The organism is Pseudomonas sp. 10S4, from assembly GCF_034344865.1.
Classification (GTDB): Bacteria; Pseudomonadota; Gammaproteobacteria; order Pseudomonadales; family Pseudomonadaceae; genus Aquipseudomonas.
In genome coordinates this window covers 874,228-900,948 of record NZ_CP133774.1, presented here as the reverse complement: position 1 = coordinate 900,948, position 26,721 = coordinate 874,228, and the positions used below count along the sequence as shown (strand labels likewise).

Annotated in this window: 21 protein-coding genes and 2 pseudogenes; 9 read left to right on the top strand and 14 right to left on the bottom strand. The window is 60.6% G+C overall.

The annotated features are described in order from the left end of the window. Window positions 1-22: 22 nt before the first annotated feature. Window positions 23-784 carry a YdcF family protein gene (locus tag RHM58_RS04240; protein WP_201198145.1) on the top strand — a complete coding sequence of 254 codons (762 nt, stop codon included), beginning with the start codon at window positions 23-25 and terminating at the stop codon, window positions 782-784. Window positions 785-912: 128 nt separating this feature from the next. On the opposite strand, the gene lnt is transcribed toward RHM58_RS04240, so the two are convergent. The 5 genes and pseudogenes from lnt to miaB all read right to left on the bottom strand — a co-directional run bounded on the left by lnt (window position 913) and on the right by miaB (window position 6,321). Beyond that, the gene (gene lnt / locus RHM58_RS04235; protein WP_322269739.1) at window positions 913-2,436 is read right to left on the bottom strand and encodes an apolipoprotein N-acyltransferase; all 1,524 of its coding nucleotides are present in this window, start codon (window positions 2,434-2,436) and stop codon (window positions 913-915) included. Window positions 2,437-2,450: 14 nt separating this feature from the next. Beyond that, complete coding sequence (locus RHM58_RS04230) at window positions 2,451-3,290, bottom strand: HlyC/CorC family transporter (protein ID WP_027924283.1); 840 nt, start codon at window positions 3,288-3,290, stop codon at window positions 2,451-2,453. 5 nt (window positions 3,291-3,295) lie between these two features. Then, complete coding sequence (gene ybeY / locus RHM58_RS04225; RefSeq protein WP_201198143.1) at window positions 3,296-3,790, bottom strand: rRNA maturation RNase YbeY; 495 nt, start codon at window positions 3,788-3,790, stop codon at window positions 3,296-3,298. Further along, window positions 3,783-4,787, bottom strand: coding sequence for a PhoH family protein (locus RHM58_RS04220; RefSeq protein ID WP_322269737.1), 1,005 nt, complete (start codon window positions 4,785-4,787; stop codon window positions 3,783-3,785). The genes ybeY and RHM58_RS04220 overlap by 8 nt, the downstream gene beginning before the upstream one ends. Window positions 4,788-4,993: 206 nt before the next feature. Next, window positions 4,994-6,321 (bottom strand): annotated as a pseudogene (gene miaB, locus RHM58_RS04215) (tRNA (N6-isopentenyl adenosine(37)-C2)-methylthiotransferase MiaB). Between the two features lie 135 nt (window positions 6,322-6,456). On the opposite strand from miaB, the gene RHM58_RS04210 reads away from it, so the two are divergent. Beyond that, a complete protein-coding gene (locus tag RHM58_RS04210) occupies window positions 6,457-6,786 on the top strand; it encodes a DUF1820 family protein (RefSeq protein WP_007894425.1) in 330 nt (109 codons plus the stop codon). 176 nt (window positions 6,787-6,962) lie between these two features. Here the strand turns inward: RHM58_RS04210 and RHM58_RS04205 are convergent. The 4 genes and pseudogenes from RHM58_RS04205 to RHM58_RS04190 form a co-directional block, all read right to left on the bottom strand. Beyond that, window positions 6,963-7,516, bottom strand: a pseudogene (locus tag RHM58_RS04205) (tetratricopeptide repeat protein). Between the two features lie 224 nt (window positions 7,517-7,740). Then, window positions 7,741-9,024 carry a glutamate-1-semialdehyde 2,1-aminomutase gene (gene hemL, locus RHM58_RS04200; protein WP_322269735.1) on the bottom strand — a complete coding sequence of 428 codons (1,284 nt, stop codon included), beginning with the start codon at window positions 9,022-9,024 and terminating at the stop codon, window positions 7,741-7,743. A gap of 31 nt (window positions 9,025-9,055) precedes the next feature. Further along, a complete protein-coding gene (thiE, locus tag RHM58_RS04195; RefSeq protein WP_201198138.1) occupies window positions 9,056-9,679 on the bottom strand; it encodes a thiamine phosphate synthase in 624 nt (207 codons plus the stop codon). 32 nt (window positions 9,680-9,711) lie between these two features. Continuing rightward, the gene (locus RHM58_RS04190; RefSeq protein WP_322269734.1) at window positions 9,712-10,509 is read right to left on the bottom strand and encodes a hydroxymethylpyrimidine/phosphomethylpyrimidine kinase; all 798 of its coding nucleotides are present in this window, start codon (window positions 10,507-10,509) and stop codon (window positions 9,712-9,714) included. A gap of 369 nt (window positions 10,510-10,878) precedes the next feature. On the opposite strand from RHM58_RS04190, the gene RHM58_RS04185 reads away from it, so the two are divergent. The 4 genes from RHM58_RS04185 to RHM58_RS04170 all read left to right on the top strand — a co-directional run bounded on the left by RHM58_RS04185 (window position 10,879) and on the right by RHM58_RS04170 (window position 17,378). Further along, on the top strand, window positions 10,879-13,263 hold the full coding sequence (locus tag RHM58_RS04185) for a 7TM diverse intracellular signaling domain-containing protein (protein ID WP_322269733.1): 2,385 nt from the start codon (window positions 10,879-10,881) through the stop codon (window positions 13,261-13,263). 72 nt (window positions 13,264-13,335) lie between these two features. Further along, window positions 13,336-14,982 carry an acyl-CoA dehydrogenase family protein gene (locus tag RHM58_RS04180; protein ID WP_201256678.1) on the top strand — a complete coding sequence of 549 codons (1,647 nt, stop codon included), beginning with the start codon at window positions 13,336-13,338 and terminating at the stop codon, window positions 14,980-14,982. Window positions 14,983-15,161: 179 nt separating this feature from the next. After that, on the top strand, window positions 15,162-16,661 hold the full coding sequence (gene amn / locus RHM58_RS04175; protein WP_201191944.1) for an AMP nucleosidase: 1,500 nt from the start codon (window positions 15,162-15,164) through the stop codon (window positions 16,659-16,661). Between the two features lie 75 nt (window positions 16,662-16,736). Next, entirely contained in the window at window positions 16,737-17,378 is a 642-nt protein-coding gene (locus RHM58_RS04170) for a pseudouridine synthase (protein WP_242486353.1), read from the top strand. On the opposite strand, the gene RHM58_RS04165 is transcribed toward RHM58_RS04170, so the two are convergent. Together RHM58_RS04165 and RHM58_RS04160 are read right to left on the bottom strand one after the other, a co-directional pair. Then, window positions 17,373-17,579 (bottom strand): DUF2788 domain-containing protein, encoded by a 207-nt coding sequence (locus RHM58_RS04165; RefSeq protein ID WP_201191946.1) that lies wholly within the window; start codon window positions 17,577-17,579, stop codon window positions 17,373-17,375. The genes RHM58_RS04170 and RHM58_RS04165 overlap by 6 nt on opposite strands. 182 nt (window positions 17,580-17,761) lie before the next feature. Further along, complete coding sequence (locus tag RHM58_RS04160) at window positions 17,762-18,241, bottom strand: Lrp/AsnC family transcriptional regulator (RefSeq protein ID WP_007937367.1); 480 nt, start codon at window positions 18,239-18,241, stop codon at window positions 17,762-17,764. A 415-nt stretch (window positions 18,242-18,656) separates the two neighbouring features. Here RHM58_RS04160 and RHM58_RS04155 point away from each other — a divergent pair, with 415 nt between their 5' ends. Beyond that, a complete protein-coding gene (locus RHM58_RS04155; RefSeq protein WP_322269732.1) occupies window positions 18,657-19,736 on the top strand; it encodes a DUF6515 family protein in 1,080 nt (359 codons plus the stop codon). Here RHM58_RS04155 and RHM58_RS04150 read toward each other — a convergent pair. Both RHM58_RS04150 and RHM58_RS04145 read right to left on the bottom strand, forming a co-directional pair. After that, the gene (locus RHM58_RS04150; RefSeq protein WP_322269731.1) at window positions 19,733-20,626 is read right to left on the bottom strand and encodes a cation diffusion facilitator family transporter; all 894 of its coding nucleotides are present in this window, start codon (window positions 20,624-20,626) and stop codon (window positions 19,733-19,735) included. The two genes, RHM58_RS04155 and RHM58_RS04150, sit on opposite strands and share 4 nt — an antisense overlap. A 29-nt stretch (window positions 20,627-20,655) precedes the next feature. Next, window positions 20,656-21,075 (bottom strand): polyribonucleotide nucleotidyltransferase, encoded by a 420-nt coding sequence (locus RHM58_RS04145; protein WP_201198132.1) that lies wholly within the window; start codon window positions 21,073-21,075, stop codon window positions 20,656-20,658. Between the two features lie 361 nt (window positions 21,076-21,436). Here RHM58_RS04145 and hrpB point away from each other — a divergent pair, with 361 nt between their 5' ends. Further along, a complete protein-coding gene (hrpB, locus tag RHM58_RS04140) occupies window positions 21,437-23,956 on the top strand; it encodes an ATP-dependent helicase HrpB (protein ID WP_322269730.1) in 2,520 nt (839 codons plus the stop codon). A 92-nt stretch (window positions 23,957-24,048) separates the two neighbouring features. Here hrpB and RHM58_RS04135 read toward each other — a convergent pair whose 3' ends face one another. Then, on the bottom strand, window positions 24,049-24,978 hold the full coding sequence (locus tag RHM58_RS04135) for a LysR family transcriptional regulator (RefSeq protein ID WP_322269729.1): 930 nt from the start codon (window positions 24,976-24,978) through the stop codon (window positions 24,049-24,051). A gap of 228 nt (window positions 24,979-25,206) precedes the next feature. On the opposite strand from RHM58_RS04135, the gene RHM58_RS04130 reads away from it, so the two are divergent. After that, the gene (locus tag RHM58_RS04130; RefSeq protein ID WP_322270810.1) at window positions 25,207-26,700 is read left to right on the top strand and encodes an aldehyde dehydrogenase; all 1,494 of its coding nucleotides are present in this window, start codon (window positions 25,207-25,209) and stop codon (window positions 26,698-26,700) included. The last annotated feature ends 21 nt before the right edge of the window (window positions 26,701-26,721 follow it).

Here is a 26,721-nt window from a genome sequence, read left to right as displayed (position 1 = left end):
CGGGCATCTCTGGAGATGCTCGATGCCTTTTCGTTATTTCGTGAAACAACTTCTGTTGCCTCCCGGCATTCTTTTGCTGCTGCTGGCGCTTGCCTGGTGGTTGCGCCGCTCACGGCCGCGACTGGCCGGGTTGTGCTTTGCGCTGGGGCTCGGCGGGTTCTGGCTGATGAGCTTGCCGGTGGTGGTGCAATGGAGCGCCAAGGCTTTGGAGCGGGAGCCGGCGCTGGCGCTCAATGAATGGGCAACCCTGGCTCAGCGCGCCGATGCGATCGTGGTGCTGGGCTCGGGGCGTGAGCGGGGCGATTTGGCCTGGGGCGCCGATCAGCCGACCGGCGTTGGCCTGGAACGTCAGCGGTATGCCGCGCGACTGGCCAAGGCCTCCGGCCTGCCGATCCTGACCAGCGGCGGATTGCACTACGGCACGCCACCGACGGAAGCCAAATTGATGGCCGATTCGTTGCTCGATGATTTCGGCGTGACGGTGCGTTGGCAGGAAGGGCGTAGTCGCACGACTTGGGAAAATGCGCAGTTCAGTGCCGAGGTGCTGTTGCCGCAGGGCGTCAAACGCGTGGTCGTGGTGACTCAGGCCTGGCACATGCCGCGGGCAGTCTGGAGTTTCAAGCAGGCGGGATTTGAAGTGGTGCCGGCGCCGGTGGGGTTTCTAGGCGTGGACAATGCCCGGCCGTTGGGTGGCTGGATGCCGGAGTTCAAGTCGATTTGGCAATCCGGGCAGTTGTTGAATGAGGCGGTGGGGCAGATCGGGTATTCGATTTTCTACCGCTAAACCACTGTGGCGAGGGGGCTTGCCCCCGTTCGGCTGCGAAGCAGTCGTAAAACCTGCTAGCGCGGTCTGACTGAACGAATGCCGGGGGCCGCTCCGCAGCCCAACGGGGCAAGCCCCCTCGCCACAGTTCAGACAGTCTTGGCAATCCGGCTAGCCAACAGCGCCCAGCCAAACAACAACACACACAGAATAATCAGCGGCCACGAACGCCATTCCAGGTAGGGCGTCAGGTTGTGCATCGGCACCACTTCGCCATACAGAATCCCGCGTTCGAACTGAGGAATCTGTGCGGTGATCTGCCCGTAAGGGTTAATCAAACCGGTCACGCCGTTGTTGGTGGCCCGGATCATCCAGCGGCCAGCCTCAAGCGCGCGCATCTGCGCCATCTGCAAGTGTTGCAGCGGGCCGATGGAGGTGCCGAACCAGGTGTCGTTGCTGATGGTCAGCAGCAAATCGCTGCGAGCGGCGAGGCTGGCGGCGAATTCTGGATAGACCACTTCATAGCAAATGAACGGCGCGATCTGATAACCCTTGGCTTGCAGCAGCGGCTGGTCGGCCGGGCCACGGGCAAAGTCCGACATCGGCAGGTCGAAGAACGCGATCAGCCCGCGCAGCAAGTCCTGCAGCGGAACGTATTCTCCAAACGGCACGAGTTTTTGCTTGAGGTAAGTGCCATCGCCTTCGCCGACCACGGTGATACCGTTGAAGAAGCGCTTCTCATGACGGACTTCCTGGCGGATCGGTACGCCGGTAATCAGTGCGGTTTTACGCTCGGCGGCGAAATTCCCCATCATGTTCAAGTAGCCCTCGGCGGACTCCTTGAGCATCGGTACCGCGGTTTCCGGCCAGATCAGCAGGTCGACGCGTTTGGAGCTGAAGCTCATGTCGCGGTACAGCGCCAATTGCGAATTAACCTGCGCCGGGTCCCACTTCATGCTTTGTTCGATGTTGCCCTGGATTGCCGCGACACTCAGCGCCGGGCCGGCCGGACTGGTCCAGGCATGTTCCTTGAGTGCGATACCCGCCACCCATGGACCCGCCAGCAGTACGACGCCAGCGGCGATGAAGCCCTTGCGACCCGAGCGAACCAGGCGTGGAGCGTTCCAGATCAGTGCGGCAGTCAGCGCCAGAACGAAGGACACCAGCCACATTCCGCCCACTGGCGCGAGCCCGGCCAGTGGGCCGTTGAGCTGGCTGTAACCGGAATAGAGCCACGGGAAACCGGTGAGAAACCAGCCACGAAACGCTTCCTGACCGACCCACAACGCGGCAAACGCCAAGGCGTCGGCCAGCGGTGCTTCGTTACGGCGCAGCCAGCGCGCCCAAAGCCAGGCGGGCAGGGCGAAGAACCAGGCAATCGCCGCGGTGAAGATCAGCATCAGGAAACCGGCCAGCAACACCGAAGCGCCGCCGAAGTGGTGGATGCTGTAGTAGATCCAGCTAGTGCCGGCGCCAAACAAGCCGAAACCGAAACACCAGCCACGACCCAAGGCCTGACGCGGGCTCAGTTCACGCAAACCAGCATAGAAGAGCCCGACCGCAACCAAGGCTAGCGGCCAGATATCGTACGGCGCCAACGCCAGGGTGGTGATTGCACCGGCCAACACGGCCAGCAGATTACCGGGCCAGCCGGGACGGGTCAGACGGTGCATTTCAATCCTTAGAGTTACCGGGCAATGGGTGTCAGGCGCAGCAAATGAATCCGACGGCTGTCAGCGTTCAAGATGCGGAAGCGATACGGGCCGATTTCAGTGATTTCATTGCGTTTTGGCAAATGCCCGAACGCGCTCATCACCAGGCCGCCAACAGTATCGAACTCGTCGTCGGAGAACTCGCTGTCGAAGAACTCGTTGAAGTTCTCGATCGGCGTCAGCGCCTTGATCAGGAAGTCACCGCTTGGCAGTGGCTTGATGTAGCTGTCTTCTTCGACGTCATGCTCGTCTTCGATGTCGCCGACGATTTGTTCCAGCACGTCTTCGATGGTCACCAGACCGGCCACGCCGCCGTATTCGTCAATGACGATGGCCATGTGGTTGTGGTTGGCGCGGAACTCACGCAGCAGCACATTCAGGCGCTTGGACTCCGGCACGAAAGTGGCCGGGCGCAGCAGGTCCTTGATGTTGAAGCTGTCGCCGTTCTCCTTGAGGATCAACGGCAGCAAGTCCTTGGCCAGCAACACGCCCATCACGTCATCGTGGCTTTCGCCGATCACCGGGTAGCGGGAGTGGGCCGAGTCGACCACGGCGGGCAGGAACTCGCGGGGTGTCTGGGTCGCCTTGATGCTGACCATTTGCGAGCGCGGGACCATGATGTCCCGTACTTGCAAGTCAGCTACCTGAATGGCGCCTTCGACGATGGCCAGCGCTTCGCTGTCCAGCAGTTTGTTTTGGTGTGCGTCGCGCAGCAGCTCCAGCAGCTCCTGGCGGTTCTTCGGCTCGTGGGCAAAAGCCTGGGTGAGCTTACCCAGCCATGACTTCTGCCCGTTGCTCGATCGATCTTCGCTCATAGCGATTACTCTGAATCCTTTGTTGTAACGATAGGGGATGTTTCGGTTTCGTCGTCCGCATAAGGGTCGGGATAGCCCAACTCTGCAAGCAACGTTCGTTCCAGTGCTTCCATTTCTTCGGCTTCGTCATCATCTATATGGTCGTAACCAAGCAGATGCAAGCAGCCGTGAATGACCAGATGTGCCCAGTGGGCTTTCAGTTCCTTGCCTTGCTCCGCGGCTTCGCGCTCGACCACCGCCACGCAGATCACCAGATCGCCCAGCAGTGGAATATCGAGAAACTCGTCGGGAACATCGGCCGGGAACGACAAAACATTGGTGGCGTAGTCTTTCTGCCGCCAGGTGAAGTTCAGTTCGCGGGCTTCTTCTTCATCGACCAAGCGGATGGTCATTTCGGAGTCGGCAGTACGCTGGCGCAGGGCCAGTTCGCACCATTGGCGGAACTCGGCTTCGCTTGGGGCAGGCGCTTCGGTGGCCAGTTGCAGATCAAGCTCAAGCATCGTGGCGTTTGTCCTTTGGTGTTTCTTCGGCGACGCGATTTTCGAAGCGCTCGTAGGCTTCGACAATGCGTTGCACCAGCGGATGGCGCACGACGTCTTTGGGTTTGAAGTGGGTGAAGCTGATGCCCGGCACGTCTTTGAGCACTTCGATCACATGGTGCAGCCCGGACTTGGTGCCTTTCGGCAGGTCGACCTGGGTGATGTCACCGGTAATGACCGCGGTTGAGCCGAAGCCGATGCGGGTCAGGAACATCTTCATCTGCTCGACGGTGGTGTTCTGGCTTTCGTCGAGGATGATGAAGCTGTTGTTCAGCGTACGGCCGCGCATGTAGGCCAGCGGCGCGACTTCGATCACCTGACGTTCGATCAGCTTGGCCACGTATTCGAAGCCGAGCATTTCGTAGAGTGCGTCGTACAGCGGACGCAGGTACGGGTCGATCTTCTGCGACAGGTCGCCGGGCAGGAAGCCGAGCTTTTCGCCCGCTTCAACTGCCGGGCGCACCAGCAGGATGCGGCGAATCTGTTCGCGTTCCAGCGCGTCTACCGCGCAGGCAACGGCCAGATAGGTCTTGCCGGTACCGGCCGGGCCGATGCCGAAATTGATGTCGTTACCGAGGATTTCCTTCACGTAGCGCAACTGATTCAAGCCACGAGGGCGAATCATGCCTTTTTTGGTGCGCAGCGCCACGGAGGGTTCGGCGGGGGAGATGTTGTCCATTTCCTTGACGGCGGATTCCTGCAGGAACAGGTGAACCGTATCCGGCGACAGCTCTGAACCTTTGGTTTCCCGGTACAGGCGGCGGATCAGATTTTCCGCGGAGGTGGTGTGCTTGGGTTCGCCGATCAGTTCGAACTGGTTTCCGCGATTGCGGATCTCGATGGTCAGGCGCTGTTCGATCAAGCGCAGATGCTCGTCGAATTGCCCGCACAGATTGGCGAAGCGGCGAGCCTCAAAGGGCTCGAGGATAAAGCGATGTGGTTCGATGGGTGCGTTCAAGGTCGTATTTAGCCGCCCTGGGGCAATTAAGATGAAATCAAGGATAACGCCAGTGGGCTGGGTGCGAAAGCTCTTAAATAACCCAGGCCCAAACACCGATCTCGTCGGAGCGAGACTTGCCCGCGAAGGCTGACTGACATTCAACAGATGAGTTGTCTGTCATGCCGCCTTCGCGAGCAAGCTTCGCTCCTACAGGTCATGCGGTGTTACTGGATTAGCGAGCCCCGCAACGAGTGCGGCTGTGCGGCATCAATGTGCACGTCGGCGAACTGGCCAATCAGGGTTGGATTGTCGCAGCGGAAGTTGACGATACGGTTATTCTCGGTCCGGCCTTGCAGCTCGCCAGGGTCTTTTTTCGAATAATCGGTGACCAAAATGCGCTGGGTCGAGCCAACCATTTGTCGGCTGATCTCGAAACCCTGCTGGTTCAGGCGATGTTGCAACGCGTTCAAACGTTCTTTTTCAGCGCTTCCGGCGTCTCGTCGGCCAGGTCTGCCGCCGGAGTGCCCGGGCGCTGGCTGTAAACGAACGAGTAGGAGAAGTCGAAACCGACGTCTTCGATCAGCTTCATGGTTTGTTCGAAGTCTTTCTCGGTCTCGCCCGGGAAGCCAACGATGAAGTCCGAGCTGATGCAGATGCCCGGCACGGCGGCCCGCAGCTTGCGCAGTTTGGATTTGTATTCCAGCGCGGTGTGGTTGCGCTTCATTGCCGAGAGGATCCGGTCCGAGCCCGACTGCACCGGCAAGTGCAGGTGTTTGACCAGCTCAGGTACGTCGGCGTGGGCCTGGATCAGGCTGTCGGAGAATTCCAGCGGGTGCGAGGTGGTATAGCGAATCCGGTCGATGCCATCGACGGCGGCCACTACGCGGATCAGCTCGGCGAGATCCGCCAGGCGACCGTCGTGAGTGGTGCCGCGATAGCCGTTGACGTTCTGCCCCAGCAGGGTCACTTCACGCACGCCGTTTTCGGCCAGGTAAATGATCTCGGCGATGACGTCGTCGAACGGGCGGCTGACTTCTTCACCGCGGGTGTACGGCACCACGCAGAACGTGCAGTACTTGCTGCAGCCTTCCATGACCGACACATAAGCGCTCGGGCCATCAACGCGCGGCTCGGGCAAGTGGTCGAATTTTTCGATTTCCGGGAACGAGACGTCCACTTGCGGCAGCTTGGTGGCGCGGGCGGCGTCGATCATTTCCGGCAGGCGGTGCAGGGTCTGCGGGCCGAATACCACGTCAACATACGGCGCGCGATCACGGATCGCCGCGCCTTCCTGGCTGGCCACGCAACCGCCGACGGCGATTACCATGTCCGGGTTGGCCAGTTTCAGTTCGCGCCAGCGACCCAGTTGGGAGTACACCCGGTCCTGGGCGCGTTCGCGGATCGAGCAGGTGTTGAGCAGGATGACGTCGGCGTCTTCAGCGCGCGCGGTGACTTCCAGGGCCTGATGTTCACCCAGCAGATCGACCATGCGCGAGCTGTCGTACTCGTTCATCTGGCAACCGTGGGTTTCGATGTAAAGCTTCTTGGCCATGGAAAGAGTCATCACGTGATTCAAAGAACCGCGCATTATAGGGAACATGTCCCAAGGTTCCTACCGCTGTGCGTCCGGTGGCTATGCTATAGTTCGCGCCCTCATTTTTATCCCCCAATGTGTTGCCCGCCCACCATGACCAAACGTGAAGCCCCAATCTACAAGGTGATTTTCCTCAACCAGGGCCAGGTGTACGAAATGTATGCCAAGCAGATCTATCAAAGTGATCTGTGGGGCTTCCTGGAAGTGGAAGAGTTCGTCTTTGGCGAGCGCACGCAAGTGGTCGTCGATCCGAGCGAAGAGAAGCTCAAGGCTCAGTTCGAGGGCGTGGTGCGCAGTTTTGTGCCGATGCATTCGATCGTGCGCATCGACGAAGTCGAGCGCCTCGGTACGCCGAAAATCAGCGAAGCCCGCGGCGCGGTCGGCAATGTGATGCCGTTTCCGATGCCGATGCCTGAGAAGTAGGAAGCAGGTTGAGTGGCTAGAGGAGGTTGTTGTGGTGAGGGGGCTTGCCCCGTTGGGCTGCGGAGCGGCCCTGAAATCAGCCACTACTACCTTCCTGACAGACCGCATCTGCTGACTTTACGGCTGCTGCGCAGTCGAACGGGGCAAGCCCCTCGCCACAGGTGTCCGTCTTTGATTCAGGGCAGCGGCGAGAACGGCGTACGCCCATCGGCGCTTTGCAATTCCATCAGGTATTTACGGAAGATTTGCCCCAGCACTTGGGTAGCCACTTCCAGATCTTCGCGCGGCATCTTCTCGGCGACTTCGTCGGCGGTGTCCAACGCATCTTCTGCGCCATTAACCGCGGCCATTTTCAGCACGATATACGCCTGAACATTATTGGCCGGCACGCCTTCGCCGTGGAAAAACATGGTGCCGAGTTTGAATTGCGCCTGGGCGTGGCCTTGCAGCGAGGCTTTCTCGAAAAAGGCCAAGGCTTTATTGAGGTCGCGCGGGGCGCTTTTGCCGTTGTAGTAGAACTCACCCAACTCGTATTGCGCTTGAGCATCCCCTCATCCGACGCTTTCTGGCAGGCGGCGAGCGCTTGTGTCAGGTCTTGCGACTGAGTATTGAGGGTGCAGCGACCCATTGCTGGGATCAACAACGAGTTGCCGCCTGCTTGTGCGAGCGCGAGCAGGGGCTGAAGGAGCAACAGGCAGCCCAATGCAAGGGTGCGGCCGGTGCGGTTCATGAGAATCGACTTACCTCTGAAGGGCGCGCGGACCCGTCGAGGGATCCAATAAGCGCGCATTATGAAATAAGCAGGGCCAACCTTACAAAGTCTTTACTCGTTTTTCTGCTGCGCGGGGAATATATCGCCCACTTTGCGGGAGATTATTGGCACAAGAGTAGGAAAAGACGCAGGGATGTAGGTAAAAGCTGACGCTGGCAATCGCCAACGTCAGCGGCACAGCGTTATTTCAGTGCGGCGAATGCTCGCTCGGCGGCATCCAGCGTCAGTTTCAACTCGGTTTCGCCGTGGGCGATCGAGGTGAAACCGGCTTCGAAAGCGCTCGGCGCCAGGTACACGCCGCCTTCCAGCATCAAGTGGAAGAAGCGTTTGAACAGATTGGCGTCGCTGGACATCACGTCATCGAAGGTCACGATGTCGTCAGCGCCGCTGAAGTACAGGCCGAACATCCCGCCCGCCTGAGTGGTCACGAAAGGAATGCCCGCGGCATCGGCACGCTGCTGCAGGCCGTCGAGGAGGCGGCTGGTGTAGTCGCTCAGTTCTGCGTGGAAACCCGGACGGCTGATCAGGCGCAGGGTGGTCAGGCCGGCGGCCATGGCCAGCGGGTTACCCGACAAGGTGCCTGCCTGATACACCGGGCCCAGTGGCGCGATGTGCGACATGATTTCGCGCTTGCCGCCGAAGCAGCCAACCGGCATGCCGCCACCGATGATCTTGCCGAAGGTGCTCAGGTCCGGCGTCACGCCGAAGTGCGCCTGGGCACCGCCAAGTGCTACACGGAACCCGGTCATCACTTCGTCGAAGATCAGCACCACGCCGTGCTTGTCGCACAACGTGCGCAGGCCTTCGAGGAAACCCGGTGCTGGTGGCACGCAGTTCATGTTGCCGGCCACTGGCTCGACGATGATGCAGGCCACGTTCTGGCCTACTTCGGCGAGCATGGCTTCGACGGCGTCGATGTCGTTGAACGGCAGGGTCAGGGTGTGTTTGGCAAAGTCTGCCGGTACACCGGCGGAGCTCGGTACGCCTTGGGTCAGCAGGCCGGAACCAGCCTTGACCAGCAGGCTGTCGGAGTGACCGTGGTAGCAGCCTTCGAACTTGATGATGTCGTCGCGGCCGGTGAAACCACGGGCCAGGCGAATTGCACTCATGGTCGCTTCGGTGCCCGAGCTGACCATACGCACCATTTCCATCGACGGTACGATCGAGCAGACCAGGTCTGCCATCTCGGTTTCCATCGCGGTCGGGGCGCCGTAGGACAGACCGTGTTCCAGCTGTTTACGCACCGCGTCCAGCACGTCCGGGTGGCTGTGGCCGAGAATCATCGGCCCCCAGGAACCGACGTAATCCACATAACGCTTGTCGTCTTCGTCGGTGACGTAGGCGCCTTCGGCGTGTTTGAAGAACAACGGCGTGCCGCCAACGCTCTTGAACGCGCGAACCGGCGAGTTCACGCCACCGGGAATGTGTTTCTGGGCATTGGCAAACAGGCTTTCGGAACGAGACATGATCGGGCTCTCAAATCAGATTTTAAGCTACTTAAATAGAAAGCAGTTCGTTAAAGGCGCGGGCGCGGCGGGTCACTTCAGCCGTGCTCTCGGCGCCGAACAGGCCGTGGACCACCGCCAGCAGGTCGACCCCGTGGGCCACCAGCGGCGCGGCGTTTTCCAGGGTGATGCCGCCAATCGCGCAGATTGGCAGGTGCAGTTTGCTGCGGGCCTGGTCGAGCAGGTCGAGGCTGCAGGTCGGTGCGCCGGGTTTGGTGTTGGAGTTGAAGAAGCGGCCGAAGGCAACGTAACTGGCGCCTTCCTTTGCTGCTTGCTCGGCGAGTTCGAGTTGCGCGTGGCAGGTCGAGCCGATGATGGCCTGGCGACCGAGCAACGCGCGGGCCGGGGTCAGCGGGCCATCGGTCTGGCCCAGGTGCACGCCGACGTTCAGGCGTGCGGCCAATTCGGCGTCGTCGTTGATGATCAGCTGGGTTTTGTAGCGATCACACAAGTCGCGCAGGGCTTCGGCCTCGCGCAGACGGCGGGCCTCGTCGCTGCTCTTGTCGCGATACTGCAGCAGGGTGACGCCGCCTTCCAGCGCCGCCTCCACGTACTCGAGAAATTTACCGGCCAGCAACTGGCTGTCGGTAATGGCGTATAGGCCACGTAGTTTCATCGGACAAGCCTCTGCGCTTTACGCATCGAAAGTTACGAACAGAAATCCAGCGGCAGGCGACGCGGCACGAACTGGCCTTTGCCCAGTTGTTCGGCATCACGCAGGGTGCGCCATGTGTAGTTAAGTGCGGTCTGCACGGCGCTGGCGAGGTTTTCGCCCAGGGCCAGACGACCGGCCAAGGCGCTGGCCAGGGTGCAGCCGGAACCGTGATAACTGCCGGGCAAACGCTGGCAGGTGAAGGTTTCGCGGCGACCGTCGCGGCTGTACAGGCGATTGTGGATTTCGTGTTCGTCGCCATGACCGCCGGTGATCAGCAGGTGTTTGACGAAGGGCAGGAGTTTTTCAGCGCATTGGTCCGCGGTGCCTTCGGGCAGTTCGGCGAGGATGCGGGCTTCGGGAAGGTTAGGGGTGGCGATGATCGAGAGCGGCAGCAGCCGTTCGCGCATGGCGTAGCCGACTTCGTCCTTGCCCAGGCGTCCGCCGCCACCGGCGCGCAGCACCGGGTCACAGACCACCGGCAAGTGCGGGTGCGCCGAGAGCAGTTCGACCACGGTGTCGACCATTTCCAGGGAACCGAGCATGCCCAGTTTCACGGCCGCGACTTCGGAGTCGTTGAGCACGGCATTGGCCTGGGCCAACACCCACTCACGGTCGAGGACGCGGAAGTCCGTGACGTTGACTGTGTCTTGCACGGTCAGGGCAGTGACGGCCGGGGCCGCATGACAACCCTGAGCGAGCAGGGCTTCGATATCTGCCTGCAAGCCGGCGCCACCACTTGGGTCGTGGCCGGAGAGACAGAGGACAACGGGGCGAGAGCTGTAGATATTCATGGTGCGCGAGCTTACCACCAAACATGTTTTTTCGGTGCGTGCGGACATCGGCGTGTGTTGTCGAAAGTTCAAAAGATCGCAGGCTTCGCCCGCTCCTGCACAAGTTGTGAGCAGGCCAGAAACTGTAGGAGCTGCCGAAGGCTGCGATCTTTTTGTCACATTCTGACCAGGCAAACAGCTCTATCTCAATGCATAGCGCTGAAACGCCCGTTCTAGAGCCTCTACTGTAAAAATTTCAATGGTGCTCAATGGCCATCAACGGCTATGCTAGAGTGGATCCAAACCAATAACAGGTAATACCGGTTTTACGTCTACTCAAAAGGAATGGGGGCTTCCTGACACAACCGGACAGGCCACGCTGGGGCTTAAATGCGCTATTTGCTGATGTTGCTGTTGTGCTTGCCCCTCCTGGCGAGCGCCGTTGAATTTGACGAATTCACCCAGAGCCTTCCCCTGGGTCGAACCATGCAGGTGTACGAAGACGCGGGCGGTCAGGCGACCATTGCCGACGTCCGTGCGCAAGCCGCCGCCGGAAACTTCAAAACCCACGATAAAGCCACCCTCAACGCCGGCTACTCGCGTTCGGTGTTCTGGCTGAAAATCGACCTGCAGTACCGCCCGACCAACCCGGACGCGCAACGGACCTGGCTGCTGGAACTGGCCTATCCACCCCTCGATCATCTTGATCTGTACCTGCCGGATGCCACGGGCGTGTATCAGTTGATTCGCCGTACCGGGGATCAACTTCCGTTCGACAGTCGCGAGATCCGTCAAAACAACTATCTGTTCAGTCTGGATTTCAAACCCGAGCAAGAGCAAACGGCGTATCTGCGCCTGCAAAGCGAAGGCTCGATCCAGGCGCCAGTGACGTTGTGGTCGAGCACCGCGTACCTCGAAGAGCAGCCCTTGCGCCTGTATGTGTTGGGCCTGATCTACGGTGTGTTGCTGGGGATGGTGGTCTACAACCTGTTTATCTTTCTCAGCGTGCGCGACACCAGTTACCTGTATTACATCTTCTATATAGCCTCGTTTGGTTTTTACCAGCTGTCAGTGAATGGCGCGGCGGTGGAGTATTTCTGGCCGAACAATCCCTGGTGGGCCAACGCCGCCACGCCGTTTTTTATCGGCTGTGCCGGGTTGTTCGGCAGCCAGTTCGCCCGCAGTTTCCTGCAAACCGCGCAACACAGTCGCTGGCTGGATCGGCTGCTGTTGGGCTTGATTGCGTTTGGTGCGGTGGTGGTCGGGTTGTCGCTGATGACCAGTTACGCCCTGGCCCTGCGCTTGGCGACTACCCTGGCGCTGCTGTTTACCGTGGTGATTTTTGCCGCAGGGATCTTCGCCTGGGTACGTGGCCTGCGTGTAGCGCGCTATTTCATCATCGCCTGGTCGGCGTTTTTGCTTGGTGGCGTCATTAATACGCTGATGGTGCTGGGCTACCTGCCAAATACATTCCTGACCATGTACGCCAGCCAGATCGGTTCGGCCATCGAAGTGGCGCTGCTGTCCCTGGCGCTGGCCGACCGGATCAACGCCATGCGCGAGCAACAAGCGCAAACGCTGTTCGATGCCGGACAGAAGCTCGAAGTGCTTAACCAGCAACTGGCCCGCAGTAACAAGCTCAAGGACGAATTCCTGGCGACCCTGACCCACGAGTTGCGCACGCCCATGAACGGCGTGATCGGTTCGCTGGAACTGATGCAAACCGTCGAGATGGACCCGGAGCTGGAGCAATACCAGCAAACCGCCGCCGGTTCGGCGCGGGACATGATGCGCATGGTCAACGGCATCCTCACCCTGACCGAGTTGCAGGCCGGCAAACTCAAGGTTTACCCGCAAACGTTCAGCTTGCGCGGCGTGATCGAGACCTTGCGTACGCAGTTCGAGGGCAATACGTCGAGCAAGTCGCTGGACTTCAAGGTCGATGTGTCGCCGGGGCTGCCTGATCGCCTGCTTGGCGACAGCAGCAAACTGGCGCAGTGCCTGGAATGCCTGCTGGACAACGCGATCAAATTCACTCGGGTCGGCGGGGTTGCGCTGCGGGTGACGGGCAAGACGACGGATCAGGGGCGGCTGGCCCTGTCCTTTGCGGTGATCGACACCGGGATTGGCTTTACCGATTTTGGGGAGGCGACGATGTATCAGCGTTTCTTCCAGCTCGACGGCTCGATGACCCGCGAATACGGTGGCCTGGGCGTTGGCCTGGCGATCTGTCGGCAACTGATCGAATTGCTCGGCGGACGCCTGACTCACCGTTCCGAGCCGGGGCGCGGCAGTCGCTTCCAGTTGGACGTCGAAGTCGAGTTGCCGGTGGTGGAGCGCACGCCTGTGCCTTTGATGCCCCGGGACTTCCCGCGTTTGCGCCTGCCTCAGGATTGCACGGTGCTGCTGGTCGATGACAACAGCATCAATCAATTGGTAATGCGCGGCATGTTGCTCAAGCTTGGGTTCCGGGTGCGATCCGCCGACAGCAGCATGGCCGCACTCGACCATTTGCAGCGTGAAACCTTTGATGCCGTGGTGCTCGATTGCCAGTTGCCGGCTCAGGACGGCGCATCGCTTTGCTGCCAGATCCGTGCCTTGCCGGGCTGCGACGAATTGCCGGTGTTCATGGTCGCCTTGAGCGTTGATCGGGAACGCTGCCCGAGTGGCGTCGTGATCGATTACCTGAGCAAACCGGTGAAATTCGAGGATTTGCAGGCAGCGCTCTATCGTCGGGTACTCTGTCCGAAACAAGGTGAAAGCGCCGACATTTAGGCAGATATGACACTTTGTTCGGCCGGGGGGCGGTGCTTAACTGAAATCCTGGCTGACCAAAGGAGCCCCGTCATGAACCTGCATCAGTTCGCCGAAACCCACGAAGTCACCAACCAGCCGCCGTCGCTGGACGGCACCAACCTGTACCGCATTGACCTGCCGTTACAGGAGTGGTCGCGACGTTTTGGGGCCGGTTGGGCCGAGTCGCGGATCGATGCGTACGGTGCGCTGGCCGGCGGTCCGCTGATGGAAGCGGGGTTCCTGGCCAATCAGAACAAACCGGTGTTTGTCAGCCATGATCGCTACGGTCATCGCATCGACCTGGTGGAGTTTCACCCGGCCTATCACGAACTGATGCGCACGGCGATCGAGCACGGTTTGACCTCGTTGCCTTGGACCGATCCGCAGTCCGGCGCCCACGTCGCTCGCGCCGCCATGAGTTACCTGCACAGCCAGGCCGAGGCCGGCAGTGGTTGCCCGCTGACCATGACGTTCGCCAGTGTGCCGGCGATGCGCCTGCAACCGGATCTGGCCAAGCAATGGCTGCCGAAAATCCTCGCCACCGAATACGACCCGCGCAACGTTGGCATGGCCCACAAGGCCGGCGTCACCATCGGCATGGCCATGACCGAGAAACAGGGCGGTACCGACGTGCGGGCCAACACCACCAAGGCCTATCCGGTTGGTGCCAGCGGTCCGGGCCAGGCGTATGAGCTGGTGGGGCACAAGTGGTTCTGTTCGGCGCCGATGTGCGATGCCTTCCTGACCCTGGCCCAGACCGACAAGGGCTTGACCTGTTTCTTGTTGCCGCGCCATCGCCCGGACGACACGCGCAATCAGTTCTACATCCAGCGCCTGAAGAACAAACTCGGCAATTGCTCCAATGCCTCCAGCGAAGTGGAGTTCCGTGGCGCGCTGGCGTGGATGGTCGGCGAAGAAGGCCGGGGTGTTCCGACCATTATCGAAATGGTTGCCATGACCCGCTTCGATTGCATGGTCGGTTCCAGCGCGCTGATGCGCCAGGCGCTGACCCAGGCCAGCCATCACTGCGCCCACCGCACGGTCGGCGGAAAACTGCTCAGCGAACAACCGTTGATGCAGAACGTGCTGGCGGATCTGGCCCTGGAAAGCGAAGCCGCCCTCGCGCTCAGCCTGCGTATGGGCAAGGCGCTGGATCATCTGGATGACAGCCATGAAGCAAAATTCGCCCGGCTGGTGACGGCGGTGGGCAAGTACTGGATCTGCAAACGCGCACCCGGAATGATCAACGAAGCCGCTGAATGCATGGGCGGCGCCGGTTATGTCGAAGAAAGCATCCTGCCGCGGTTGTACCGTGAGGCGCCGGTGAATTCGACGTGGGAAGGTTCCGGCAACGTGCAGTGTCTCGACGTGCTGCGGGCCTTGTCGAAAGAACCGGGGGTGCTGGATGTGCTGTTCAGCGAGTTGGGCGATGGGCATGGCGACAAACGTTTGGCTGCGCACATCAGCCAGTTGCAGGCAGCATTCAAGGACACCAGTGACATTCAATACCGTGCGCGGCAGTTGACCGAAGATATTGCGTTGGGGCTTCAGGCCAAGTTGTTGCTGGAGGCGGGGAATGCGGTGGTCAGCGATGGGTTTATTGCCAGTCGGCTGGGTTCGGCCGGGCGGGTGTATGGCGCGTTGCCGAGGGGGCTGGATGTGGAGGCGATCGTCGCGCGCTCGACCCCTAACCAGTAATCAACACACATGAACCCATGTGGGAACGGGCTTGCTCGCGAAGGGGCCGTGTCAGTCATATCAATGTCGACTGACACACCGCTTTCGCGAGCAAGCCCGCTCCCACATTTGATATTCGGTGATCACGGCATTTGTGTATCAACACGCCACTGTTCCCGTGACGCGACGATGCAGGCAAGATGAAGGTCTGCAAGTCAGAACACAGGAAGCTGATCGTGACCGAAGCGTTTATTGTTGTTCAAACCGCCGAACAAGCCGTTGACCGGCTCGCCGCCCTGCATGAGCAGGCTACTTCTGCGCTGAGCCAGGCGCTCAAGCGTTATCTCAAGGATCGTGTCGAACCGGACGCCGAACAGCGTGCGATGTTTCGTTATCCCGAACTGCGTTTGACCTACCTCTGCCAGGGTGAAGTCCCTCAGACCACTCGCGCCTACGCCAAGGTTCAGTTGCCGGGGACTTACAGCGTCACCGTCACCCATCCTGCGGCGTTCCGTAAATACCTGCTGGAACAGCTGGTGCCGTTGATGCACGACTTCACCGTCACGGTCGAAGTCGGCGTCAGTCAGCAGAACATTCCGTATCCGTACGTGGTCGAGCAGGGCGATGAGCTGGCCGGTTCCGGCGTCACCGCTGCCACGCTGGCGCGAGTATTCCCGAGTACCGACCTGTCCGCCGCCACCGACGGCATCGCCGATGGCTTGTACGACTGGGAAAACACCGATCCGCTGCCGCTGGCCTTGTTCGATGCGGCACGGGTGGACTTCTCCCTACGCCGACTGGTGCATTACACCGGTAGCGACTGGCGCCATGTGCAGCCTTGGATTCTGCTGACCAACTACCACCGCTACGTCGATCAGTTCATCGTCCATGGTCTGGAACAGTTGCGCAGCGACCCGCGTTTTGTGCGCATGGTCTTGCCGGGCAACGTGATCATTGAAAAGAGCATGGACCACGGCGAAGCCTCCGCGATTGCGGCGGGCGTGGTCTGGCACCGATACCAAATGCCGGCCTATCACCTGATCGCCAGCGATGGCCACGGTGTGACCCTGGTGAACATCGGCGTCGGCCCGTCCAACGCCAAGAACATCACCGATCACCTGGCGGTGCTGCGTCCGCATTGCTGGCTGATGATCGGCCACTGCGGCGGTTTGCGTCAGTCGCAGACCATTGGTGACTACGTGCTGGCTCACGCCTACATGCGCCGCGATGGGATTCTCGACCGGGTTGTGCCGCCGAACATTCCGATTCCGGCCCTGGCTGAAGTGCAGATGGCGTTGCAGCAAGCGGCGGCCAACATCACTGGTGAGAAGGGCGATGAGCTGAAAAAACGCCTGCGCACCGGCACCGTGCTGACCTACGACGACCGTAACTGGGAACTGCGCTGGGCTCAGGAACGTCCGTTGATCAACCTGTCCCGCGCCGTGGCGGTGGACATGGAAAGCGGCACCATCGCCGCGCAAGGTTATCGTTTGCGGGTGCCATATGGCACGTTGCTCTGTGTCTCGGACAAACCTTTGCACAGCGAAATCAAGCTGCCGGGTTCGGCCAACGCCTTCTATGAGCGCGCGGTCAGCCAGCACTTGAAAATCGGCATCGAGGCGGTGGACTTGTTGCGCACCGAACTCAACTCGTTGCACTCGCGCAAACTGCGCAGCTTCGACGAGCCGCCGTTCCGCTGATAGAGAGTTGTCATGGTCATTTGGCGGTCAGGCCACTAGCATAGTGAGCCCTGACCGTTAGATGCTCCTTTCCCCATGTCTCGTCCTCAACGTCCCGTTTCCCGCCGTCCTGGCGTGAAGCCTGCGCCAACCACTTCAGCTCCGCGCCGAGTCGCCAAAGCGCCGCCGGCCGAGCCGAAACTGATTCTGTTCAATAAACCGTTCGATGTGCTGACGCAATTCAGCGACGGCGAGGGGCGGGCGACGCTCAAGGATTTCATCGAGATTCCGGGGATCTACCCGGCCGGGCGGCTGGACCGCGACAGCGAAGGTTTGCTGCTGCTGACCAACGACGGCCAGCTTCAAGCGCGGATCGCCGACCCGAAACACAAACTGGCCAAGACCTATTGGGTGCAAGTGGAAGGCGAGCCGAGCGCCGAGCAGTTGCAGCGCTTGCGCGATGGCGTCGAGCTGAACGACGGCATGACCTTGCCCGCCGAAGCGCGGCAGCTTGAAGAGCCAGCACTGTGGCCGCGCAACCCGCCGGTGCGTTTTCGCAAAAGCGTGCCGACCAGTTGGCTGGAGTTGGTGATTCGTGAAGGTCGCAACCGTCAGGTACGACGCATGACTGCTGCGGTCGGCTTACCGACATTGCGCCTGGTGCGAGTCAAAATTGGCGACTGGACGATCGAAGGGCTCGATCAGGGCCAGTGGAAGGAAGTGCCAGCGCGTTTATGACGAGCTTTCGATGTAGGCGATGACCACGCTTTTGATGATGAACGCGAGAATCCCCAGGCCCAGCACGAAGAACAGAATGAAGGTGCCGAATTTGCCGGCCTTGGATTTTTTCGCCAGATCCCAGACGATGAAACCCATGAAAATGATCAGAATGGTGACCAGTCCGGTCATCATCCACTCTTCGAATACTGCAGGATCCATCGAACATCTCCAGCGCGGGCGGGCTAAAAGGGCGGGGCGAGTATACGCCATGGCAGATTGACGCCGCATTGACCTGCGTCGGTGTGCCGCGGTTATTGGTCGCCGCATAGTGATCGTTCCCATGCTCTGCGTGGGAACGATCAGTCATCCTGTAGGAGCGAGGCTTGCCCGCGAAGGCGTCCTCAGCTGCGCAAATGAGTCAACGGCAACTCGGTACTGTTCAACACCTGGTTCAACACAAAACTCGACCGCACACTGGTCACGCCTTCAATCCGGGTCAAATGCCCCAGCAGCAGTTTCTGATAGTGGTCCATGTCCGGCACCACCACCTTAAGCTGATAGTCGGCATCCATCCCGGTCACCAGGCTGCATTCCAGCACCTGCGGCAGCGTTCGAATCGCCGCTTCGAAATTTTCAAAACGCTCGGGCGTGTGGCGGTCCATGCCGATCAACACATAGGCCGTCAGACTCAAGCCGAGCATCTTGCGGTCCAGCAAGGCGACCTGGCGGGAGATGTAGCCGTCGTCTTCCAGCTGTTTGACCCGGCGCGAGCACGGTGAAGGCGACAGGCCGATGCGTTCGGCCAGTTCCTGGTTGGAGATGCGCGCGTCACGCTGCAGTTCCGCCAAAATGCTCAGGTCGTATCGGTCGAGTTTGCTCATCAATCAGGCCTTTGTCATAACTATTGCGGAAGATTATCTATCCAGGGTTAAAAATTGCGCAAGTGATGTTTGTTTGAGCAATCTTCGCAATCCCCTGCCGGTGGCCCAAGCCTATTCTTATTACCAGAATCACTGCTCGGACAAACAGTCCACAACGGCTCGCCCAATCAGGCCTGCCGCGGCCGCCACCCCCACCGGGGATGTGCCGGCCTCCGAGCTACACACTGTCCAGAAGACGGCGTGAGGTGAGCCAACGTCAAAAGCGTTGAGCACGGACGAAGTTCTCAAAGGGAGGCCGACGGGTCTCCCTTTTTTATTGCCTGCGAAATAAGTTGCGCGACTGATAACCTGTCGCAGAACCGGCCTGTGGTTTTTCAGTCTTACGTACAGGCCCTAACCCGCAGTGAGGAAAAGCATGAAGTCGCACATCTGGCGTTTGGCCGGTGTTGGTTTGCTGTGTGTAAGTGTCACTGCGCAATCGCTCGCCGATGAGCCGCAAAATCATGGTCCCGATAACGTACCGCACGGGCGGGACCATGAGCGAAATGACCAGGGCCATGGCGGCAACAACCAGCCACGCCCGCAGAACACCCCGCAACAGAATAATCAGCCGCATCCGCAAAACGTTCCGCAGCAGAATCAGCCGCGGCCGCAGAACAACGAAGTCATTCGGGGTGAGAACAGCCGACAGTTCGAACACAACGGGCAGAACCAGAACGGCGGCCAATGGCAAAACCGCCAGCCTCAAAACGTACAGGGTCGACCGGCGCCACCACCGGCCAATAACTTGCCGATCCAGGGCCGGCCAGACACCGTGCGCCAGACCCAGGAACCCCAGCGTGGTTACAATCAGGACATCCCGCGACGCAACGATAACAACCAGCACTGGCAGGCCGGCAATCAGGGCTCACATCCCAATGATCATCGTTGGGAAGGTCGCCCGGATGGGCACGGTAATGGTTGGGGCCCAGGACCGCAGTATCGTCCTGGTCATATGATCGACCGCTTCCCGGATCGTAACTTCCGCGTGCCTTACCGTGGCCAGGATTACTTCTTCTCTGGCGGCTACTGGTATCGCCCGCAAGGTCCGCGTTATGTGGTGGTGCAGCCGCCTCGCGGGATTCGTGTGCACTACATGCCCGATTACGCCCGTGAAGTCTGGATCGGCGGGGCGCTGCTGTTCCTCGCGGCTGGTTCTTACTATGCCTACGAAGAAAGTACCCAGGATTATGTCGTGGTCGAACCGCCCGTTGGCGCGCCGGAGCCGCAACCGCAACCGGCCAGCAGTGGCATTGACGTGACGGCTTATCCCGCCAACGGCCAGTCGCCGCAACAGGTCGCTCAGGACGGTTACGAGTGCGCTCAGTACGCAGTGCAGCAGAGTCGTTTCAACCCTCAGACCGCCACCTACCAACCCGACCCGGCGGTGGTGCAAGCCTACCGCCAGGCTGAGGGCAACTGCTTGAGCAGTCGCGGTTATCAGGTGAGCTTCTAAGCCTTCGCGGCTATTACCACTTCCTGCGGGTCGGCGTGCACCAGCACTTCGGCTCGCGGGTAAGCGGCGTGAATCGCATCGGCGGCTTGATCGCTGATGCCGTGGGCGACTGACAGGGTCAGCTCTCCCGGCAGTTCCAGGTGCAGTTGCACAAACCAGTGATTGCCGGAAATCCGCGTGCGCAGGTCATGCGCTCCCAAAACACCCGGTACCCCGCAAGCCAGTTCAAGCATGTGCTGGCTGACATCCGTCGGCAGCTCTTCATCCATCAGCACCGCAAAACTTTCCCGGGCGATCTGCACCGCACTCCAGAGGATGTACCCGGCAATCCCCAGGCCAAACCAGGCATCCAGTTGATTCCAGCCGAACTCGGCCAGCACCAGTGCCACCAGAATGCTGCCGTTGAGCATCATGTCCGACCGGTAATGCAGGGAGTCAGCGCGCACAGCGTTGGAGCCGGTTTCCTTGATTACCCGATGTTGCAGCATCAGCAACGCCAGGGTCAGCGCGAGGGAAAAGACGATCACCCCGATGCTGAGCCACGGTGCGCCGACCGGTTCCGGATGCTTGAGCCGATCAATCGCCTGCAATGCAATCAACACCGCACTGCCACCAATAAACAGCGCCTGGGCCATGCCCGACAGCGATTCGGCCTTGCCGTGGCCGTAACGATGATCGTCATCGGCCGGGCGCAGGGCGTAATGCACCGCCAGCAAGTTGAGCAGCGAGGTGATGCCGTCGAGCGCCGAGTCGGTCAGCCCGGCGAGCATGCTCACCGAACCGCTCAGCCACCAGGCAATGCCTTTGGCAACAATCAGCGTACAGGCGACAGCCACGGAGGCGCGGGTCGCCAACCGCAGCAGGCGAGCATGTTCAAGGCTGGTGGTCATGGGAACGGCTTTTCCTTTAAGTGCACGGGTTACGCGGCAGGTTGCAGGCCGAACATGGCCAGTTGCTGGGTGCTGCCCTTGTGTTGGATCAGGCGTGGATCGTCCAGCGGGAAGCTGCGGCCCAGTTCAGTTTCGAGAATGGTCTGCAACTTGTGGTTATCGACCTTGCCGTCAGCACCAATCGCTTCCTTGAGTTTTTCCGGCGCCACTTGAGCGGTCTTGCCCGGCTCGAAGTAAATCGCGCCAGTGGCGAAGTCCACGGCAAACGCGACCAGGCCGGGGATGATGTAGAACAGCAAACCCACGGCATCGAGGACGGCGATGGCCGGGTCGACTTTGCCGTCGATCTGACCACGACGGTCAGGGTAGAAAATCGAACCGCAGGCGGTCACCTGGGTCAGCAGGGTGGCGACCAGTACACCGCCAATCAGGCGAAAGGGGATACGCATATGAAATCTCCTGAGTCATCTAGAAACGAAGCGTCGTTGTTATGAATTAAGACCGCGACAAACGCCTGGCAGTTCGCCGTTATACTCGGCCCGGCAGGGCGTGCCCACAGTAAATTACGGCCGCGTCTTACCCCTACTGGAATAGTTGAGGATTGATGTTGTTTTTTCCAGATCGACAACGCGTAACGGCTAATGGATGTTATCGGGGTTCGGCCCTCCGGGCTGAAATTGTGGACGCGCCATGCTGCGTTGCGGGACTTGGCAAGGAAACGACCCATGTCTGCATCCCGCGCCTTGCCTGGCACGCCCACAGTTTCAACGCGACTCGCAATTTACTGTGGGCACGCCCTGGGGAGCCAGCATGATTTCTTTGCCGATTGATGAAGTTTTACCCGCCCTGCGTGAAGCCTTGGCGACACGCCATGAAGCCGTGCTCGAAGCACCGCCCGGCGCCGGTAAAACCACCCGCGTGCCGTTGGCCTTGCTCCACGAGCCGTGGCTGGCCGGGCAGACCATTCTGATGCTCGAACCGCGCCGGCTGGCGGCGCGGGCAGCGGCGGAGCGCCTGGCCAGTGAGTTGGGCGAGAAGGTCGGGGAAACTGTTGGCTATCGCATTCGCCTCGACAGCAAAGTCGGCCCCAATACCCGGATCGAAGTGGTCACCGAAGGCATTCTCACCCGGCGCTTGCAGGATGATCCGGCGCTGGATGGCGTCGGTTTGCTGATCTTCGATGAATTCCACGAGCGTAGTCTTGATGCCGATCTCGCACTGGCCCTGAGTCTTAATGGCCGGGAGCTGTTTCGCGAAGACCAGCCGCTGAAAATCCTCTTGATGTCCGCGACGCTGGAAGGCGAACGCCTGGCCGGGTTGCTCGATGACGCGCCGATCCTGCGCAGCGAAGGCCGGATGTATCCGGTGGCGATGCACTGGGGCCGGCCGTTCCAGCCCGGTGAATTCATCGAGCCGCGTCTGGTGCAAACCATCCTCGAAGCCTTGAATGACGAAACCGGCAGCGTGCTGGTGTTCTTGCCGGGGCAGGCGGAAATCCGTCGGGTGCATCAACAGTTGGCGGATGCCTTGGGTGCGAGCACGCAGATTTTGCTGTGCCCGTTGCACGGTGAACTCGATCTGGCCGCGCAACGCGCCGCGATTGATCCGGCACCTGCAGGCTTTCGCAAAGTGGTGCTGGCCACCAACATCGCCGAGACCAGCCTGACCATCGACGGCGTGCGCGTCGTCGTCGATGCCGGGTTGGCACGAGTACCGCGTTTCGACCCCGGCAGCGGCATGACTCGCCTCGACACCCAGCGCATCTCCCGCGCCAGCGCCACTCAGCGCGCCGGCCGGGCCGGGCGGTTGGAGCCGGGCGTGTGTTATCGCCTGTGGTCGCAGGATCAGCATGAACAACTGGCGGCCTACGCCAGTGCGGAAATTCTCTCGGCAGACCTTGCCGGCCTGGCCTTGCAATTGGGGCGTTGGGGCGTAAAGCCTGGGCAATTGGTGTGGCTCGACGTGCCGCCGGCAGCGGCTTATGCACAGGCTCAGGATCTGCTGGAGCGCCTCGGCGCACTCGACGGCGAAGCGCTGACCCGACACGGCCAGGCCATGGCCGAACTGCCGGCGCATCCACGGATCGGGCATTTGCTGTTGCGCGGTCAGGCGCTAGGGCTGGCCGACATGGCTTGCGATGTCGCGGCCCTGCTCGGCGAGCGGGATATCTTGCGCGGCGCCGGGGCGGATCTGCACAGCCGATTGGTGCTGTTATCCGGCGAAGAACGAGCCGCACGCGGTGCTCAGGGCGGTGTGCAACGAGCCCGGCAACTCGCACGGCAGTATCGCGGCTACTTGCGCGGCAAAGCGTCGGAGCTGGTCAGCGATCCCGATCACCCGCGTTGGCTCGGTGCGCTGTTGGCGCTGGCTTATCCGGATCGAGTCGCGCAACAGCGGCGGCCCGGTGGCGCGGAATATCGTCTGGCCAATGGCCGGGCGGCGTTGTTCGCCGAGGCCGACAGTTTGATGAAACAGCCTTGGCTGGTGATCGCCGATCTGGGCAGCCGTCAGGGCCAGCGTGAAGAGCGAATATACCTGGCGGCGGATTTCGATCCGGCGTTGTTCGATTCAGTCCTGGCCGAGCAAGTACGCTGCGTCGATCAACTGGATTGGGACGAGCGCGAAGGCGTGTTGCGGGCCGAGCGTCAGCGCAAGGTCGGCGAGTTGATCCTCAGTCGCGAGCCCTTGACCGGCCTCGACGAAACCGCCCGCAGCCAGGCGTTGGTCAATCTGGTGCGGCGCAAAGGTCTGGAACTGTTGCCGTGGACCCCGGAGCTGCGTCAGTGGCAGGCGCGGGTGGCGTTGTTGCGGCAGTTGGACCTGGGCAGTAAAGGTGAGAGCGAATGGCCGGATGTCAGCGACGCCGCGTTGCTCAAGAACCTTGAACGCTGGTTGATGCCGTACCTGGGCAAGGTCTCGCGGCTCAGTCACTTCGGCAATCTCGACCTGTCGAGCATCGTCCATAACCAATTGCCGTGGCCATTGCCGCAACGGCTCGATGAGCTGGCGCCGCATCATCTGAGCGTACCGTCCGGTTCATCGATTCGGCTGGATTACAGCGAGCATCCACCGATTCTGGCGGTGCGTTTGCAGGAACTGTTCGGCCTGGCCGAAACCCCGCGCATCGCTGGCGGCCGGCAGGTGGTCAAACTGCATCTGTTATCCCCGGCGCGGCGGCCGGTGCAGGTCACCCAGGACCTGGCCAACTTCTGGCGCAGCACCTATGCCGAGGTGAAGAAGGATTTGAAGGGGCGTTATCCGAAGCATTACTGGCCGGATGATCCGTTGGTGGCCGAAGCCACCGCTAGGATCAAACCGCGTAAAAGCTGAAGATCAAAGTATCGCAGCCTTCGGCAGCTCCTACAGGGGATCGCATTCCAATGTAGGAGCTGCCGAAGGCTGCGATCTTTTGATCTTAAGAGTCACGAGGCCGAAGCAGATCCTTCAGCCTTGGCAGTCAACTGCTCCCGGCAATAATCGGCAAACAATTGCGCGGGTTTGGTCAACTGCCCGCGCTTCAACCACGCCGCCACCAGCCCGGAGCCGGTGACGTCTTCGACGATGTCCACGCACACCACTTTCTGGCCGTCATAGGTGCACTCCGAATGCGGCCGCGTGACCAGGATCGAGAAGCCGAACCCTTGCCCGACCATCCCCCGGACCATCTCGATCGACGGTGAGCTGAAGGCAATCCGTGGCGTCAGGCCCAGCTCTTCGAACAGGCTCACGAAGTAAGTCCGGCTCGGTTGCACGTCCAGCAGAATCATCGGTTCCAGACATAGATCGCGCAGCGATACTTGCTTGAGCTGAGCAAAGCGATGGTCGGCCGGCAGCAATGCATAAGGCCGCTGCGCCGGCATCAAGGGTTCGGTTTGGATAGTCGCATCGAGGTCGTGTTCATACAGAATCGCCAGGTCAAAGGTGCCCGAGGTCAGGCCTTGCACCAACTCTTGTTGCTCGCCGTCGCGGATGCGGATGCCCACCCCCGGATACAGCGCCGAGAACCCGGCAATCAACTGTGGCAGGTACAGCGGTGCGACAGTTTCAAAGCAGCCGATATCGATTTGCCCGGCCACCACGTCGTTGTCGGCCAAGGCGTTCTGTTCGAACTCCTTGGCCATGCGCAGCAATTCCTGGGCCTTGCGGTAGAAGCGCGCGCCGCTGGGGGTCAAGGACACGCCCTGGGCGTGATGACGGATCAGCAGTTGCACGCCGAAGCTGTCTTCCAGGCCTTTGATCGCCGTGGAGATCGCCGGCTGGGCGATATACAGCTTACGAGAGGCCTCGGCGACGCTGCCGCACTCGACGGTGGTGATGAAATACTTCAATTGACGCAGGTTGTAGGCAGCCACGGCAAACCTCGGGGGTTGGATGAACTCGACATCCAGGCAATTTGCGCGCCGCCCGCATCCGTTCTGACGACGGTGTTTTTATGCTTGAACAATAACCACATGCGGTTCGACTGGGGGAGATTCGCTGCCTAGTTTTTTCATCGTCTGCGAAGATATTTTTACTATTTTTACTGGACACAGTCCTGGGCCACCATCCAGACACAAGAAAAGCCCATGGAGCATCTGAACGTGTTCGAGCTTGCATATTGGCAAAATAAAGCCGCTGCGCTGCAGTTTCCCGACCAGGCTGTGATCGACGGTAAACCCCGTTGGGCGCAGTCGGGACAGACGTTCGCGGTGATCAACCCGGCGACCGAACAGTGCCTGGCCAACGTGGCCGCTTGCGGCGATGAAGAGGTGGACGCAGCCGTCGGCAATGCGCGGCAAGTGTTCGAGGCCGGCAGTTGGTCGGCGCGTTCGCCGGCCGAGCGCAAGCAAGTGCTGCTGCGCCTCGCGGACCTGATCATGACCCACCGCGAAGAACTGGCGCTGCTCGACTCGCTGAACATGGGTAAACCGGTGATGGACGCCTACAACATCGACGTGCCGGGCGCCGCCGGGGTGTTTCGCTGGTACGCCGAAAGCCTCGACAAACTCTACGACCAGATCGCCCCCAGTGCGCAAAACGTGTTGGCGACCATCACTCGCGAACCCTTGGGCGTGGTCGCTGCGGTGGTGCCGTGGAACTTTCCGCTGGACATGGCCGCCTGGAAACTCGCGCCGGCCCTCGCCGCCGGCAATTCGGTGATTCTCAAGCCCGCCGAGCAATCACCGTTTTCCGCCCTGCGCCTGGCCGCGCTGGCGCTGGAAGCCGGCCTGCCGCCGGGAGTGCTGAACGTACTGCCGGGGCTTGGCGAGCAGACCGGCAAAGCGCTCGGTTTGCACCCGGACGTTGATTGCCTGGTCTTCACCGGATCCACTGAAGTCGGCAAGTACTTCATGCAGTACTCGGCGCAATCGAACCTGAAACAGGTATGGCTGGAGTGCGGCGGCAAGAGTGCCAACCTGGTGTTCGCCGATTGCCAGGATCTGGACCTGGCCGCGCAAAAAGCCGCGTTCGGTATCTTTTTCAATCAGGGCGAAGTCTGCTCGGCCAACTCGCGACTGTTGGTGGAGCGTTCGATTCACGATGAATTCGTCGAACGCCTCAAGGTACAGGCCGAGCGCTGGCAACCGGGCGATCCGCTGGACCCGGCGAGCTGCGCCGGGGCCATTGTCGATAGCCGTCAGACTGCACGCATCATGCGGTTCATCCAGAGCGCCGAACACTTGGGCGCGACCAAAGTCTGTGGTGGCCGGCAGTCGATCTTCAACGGCAGTGACAACTTCATCCAGCCGACCATTTTTACCGGCGTGCGCCCGGATATGCCGTTATATCGCGATGAAGTATTCGGCCCGGTGTTGGCCGTCACTGCATTCGATGACGAGGCCCACGCCTTGCAACTGGCGAACGATAGCGTGTATGCCTTGGCCGCGTCGCTGTGGACCGACGACCTCAATCGCGCCCACCGTGTGGCGCGCCGACTGCGCGCTGGCACGGTGTCGGTCAACAGCGTCGATGCGCTGGATGTGACGGTGCCTTTCGGTGGTGGCAAACAGTCCGGTTTCGGCCGTGACTTGTCGCTGCATTCATTCGATAAATACACCCAGTTGAAGACCACCTGGTTTCAGCTGCGCTCATAACAGCCGCTCATAATAAAAATG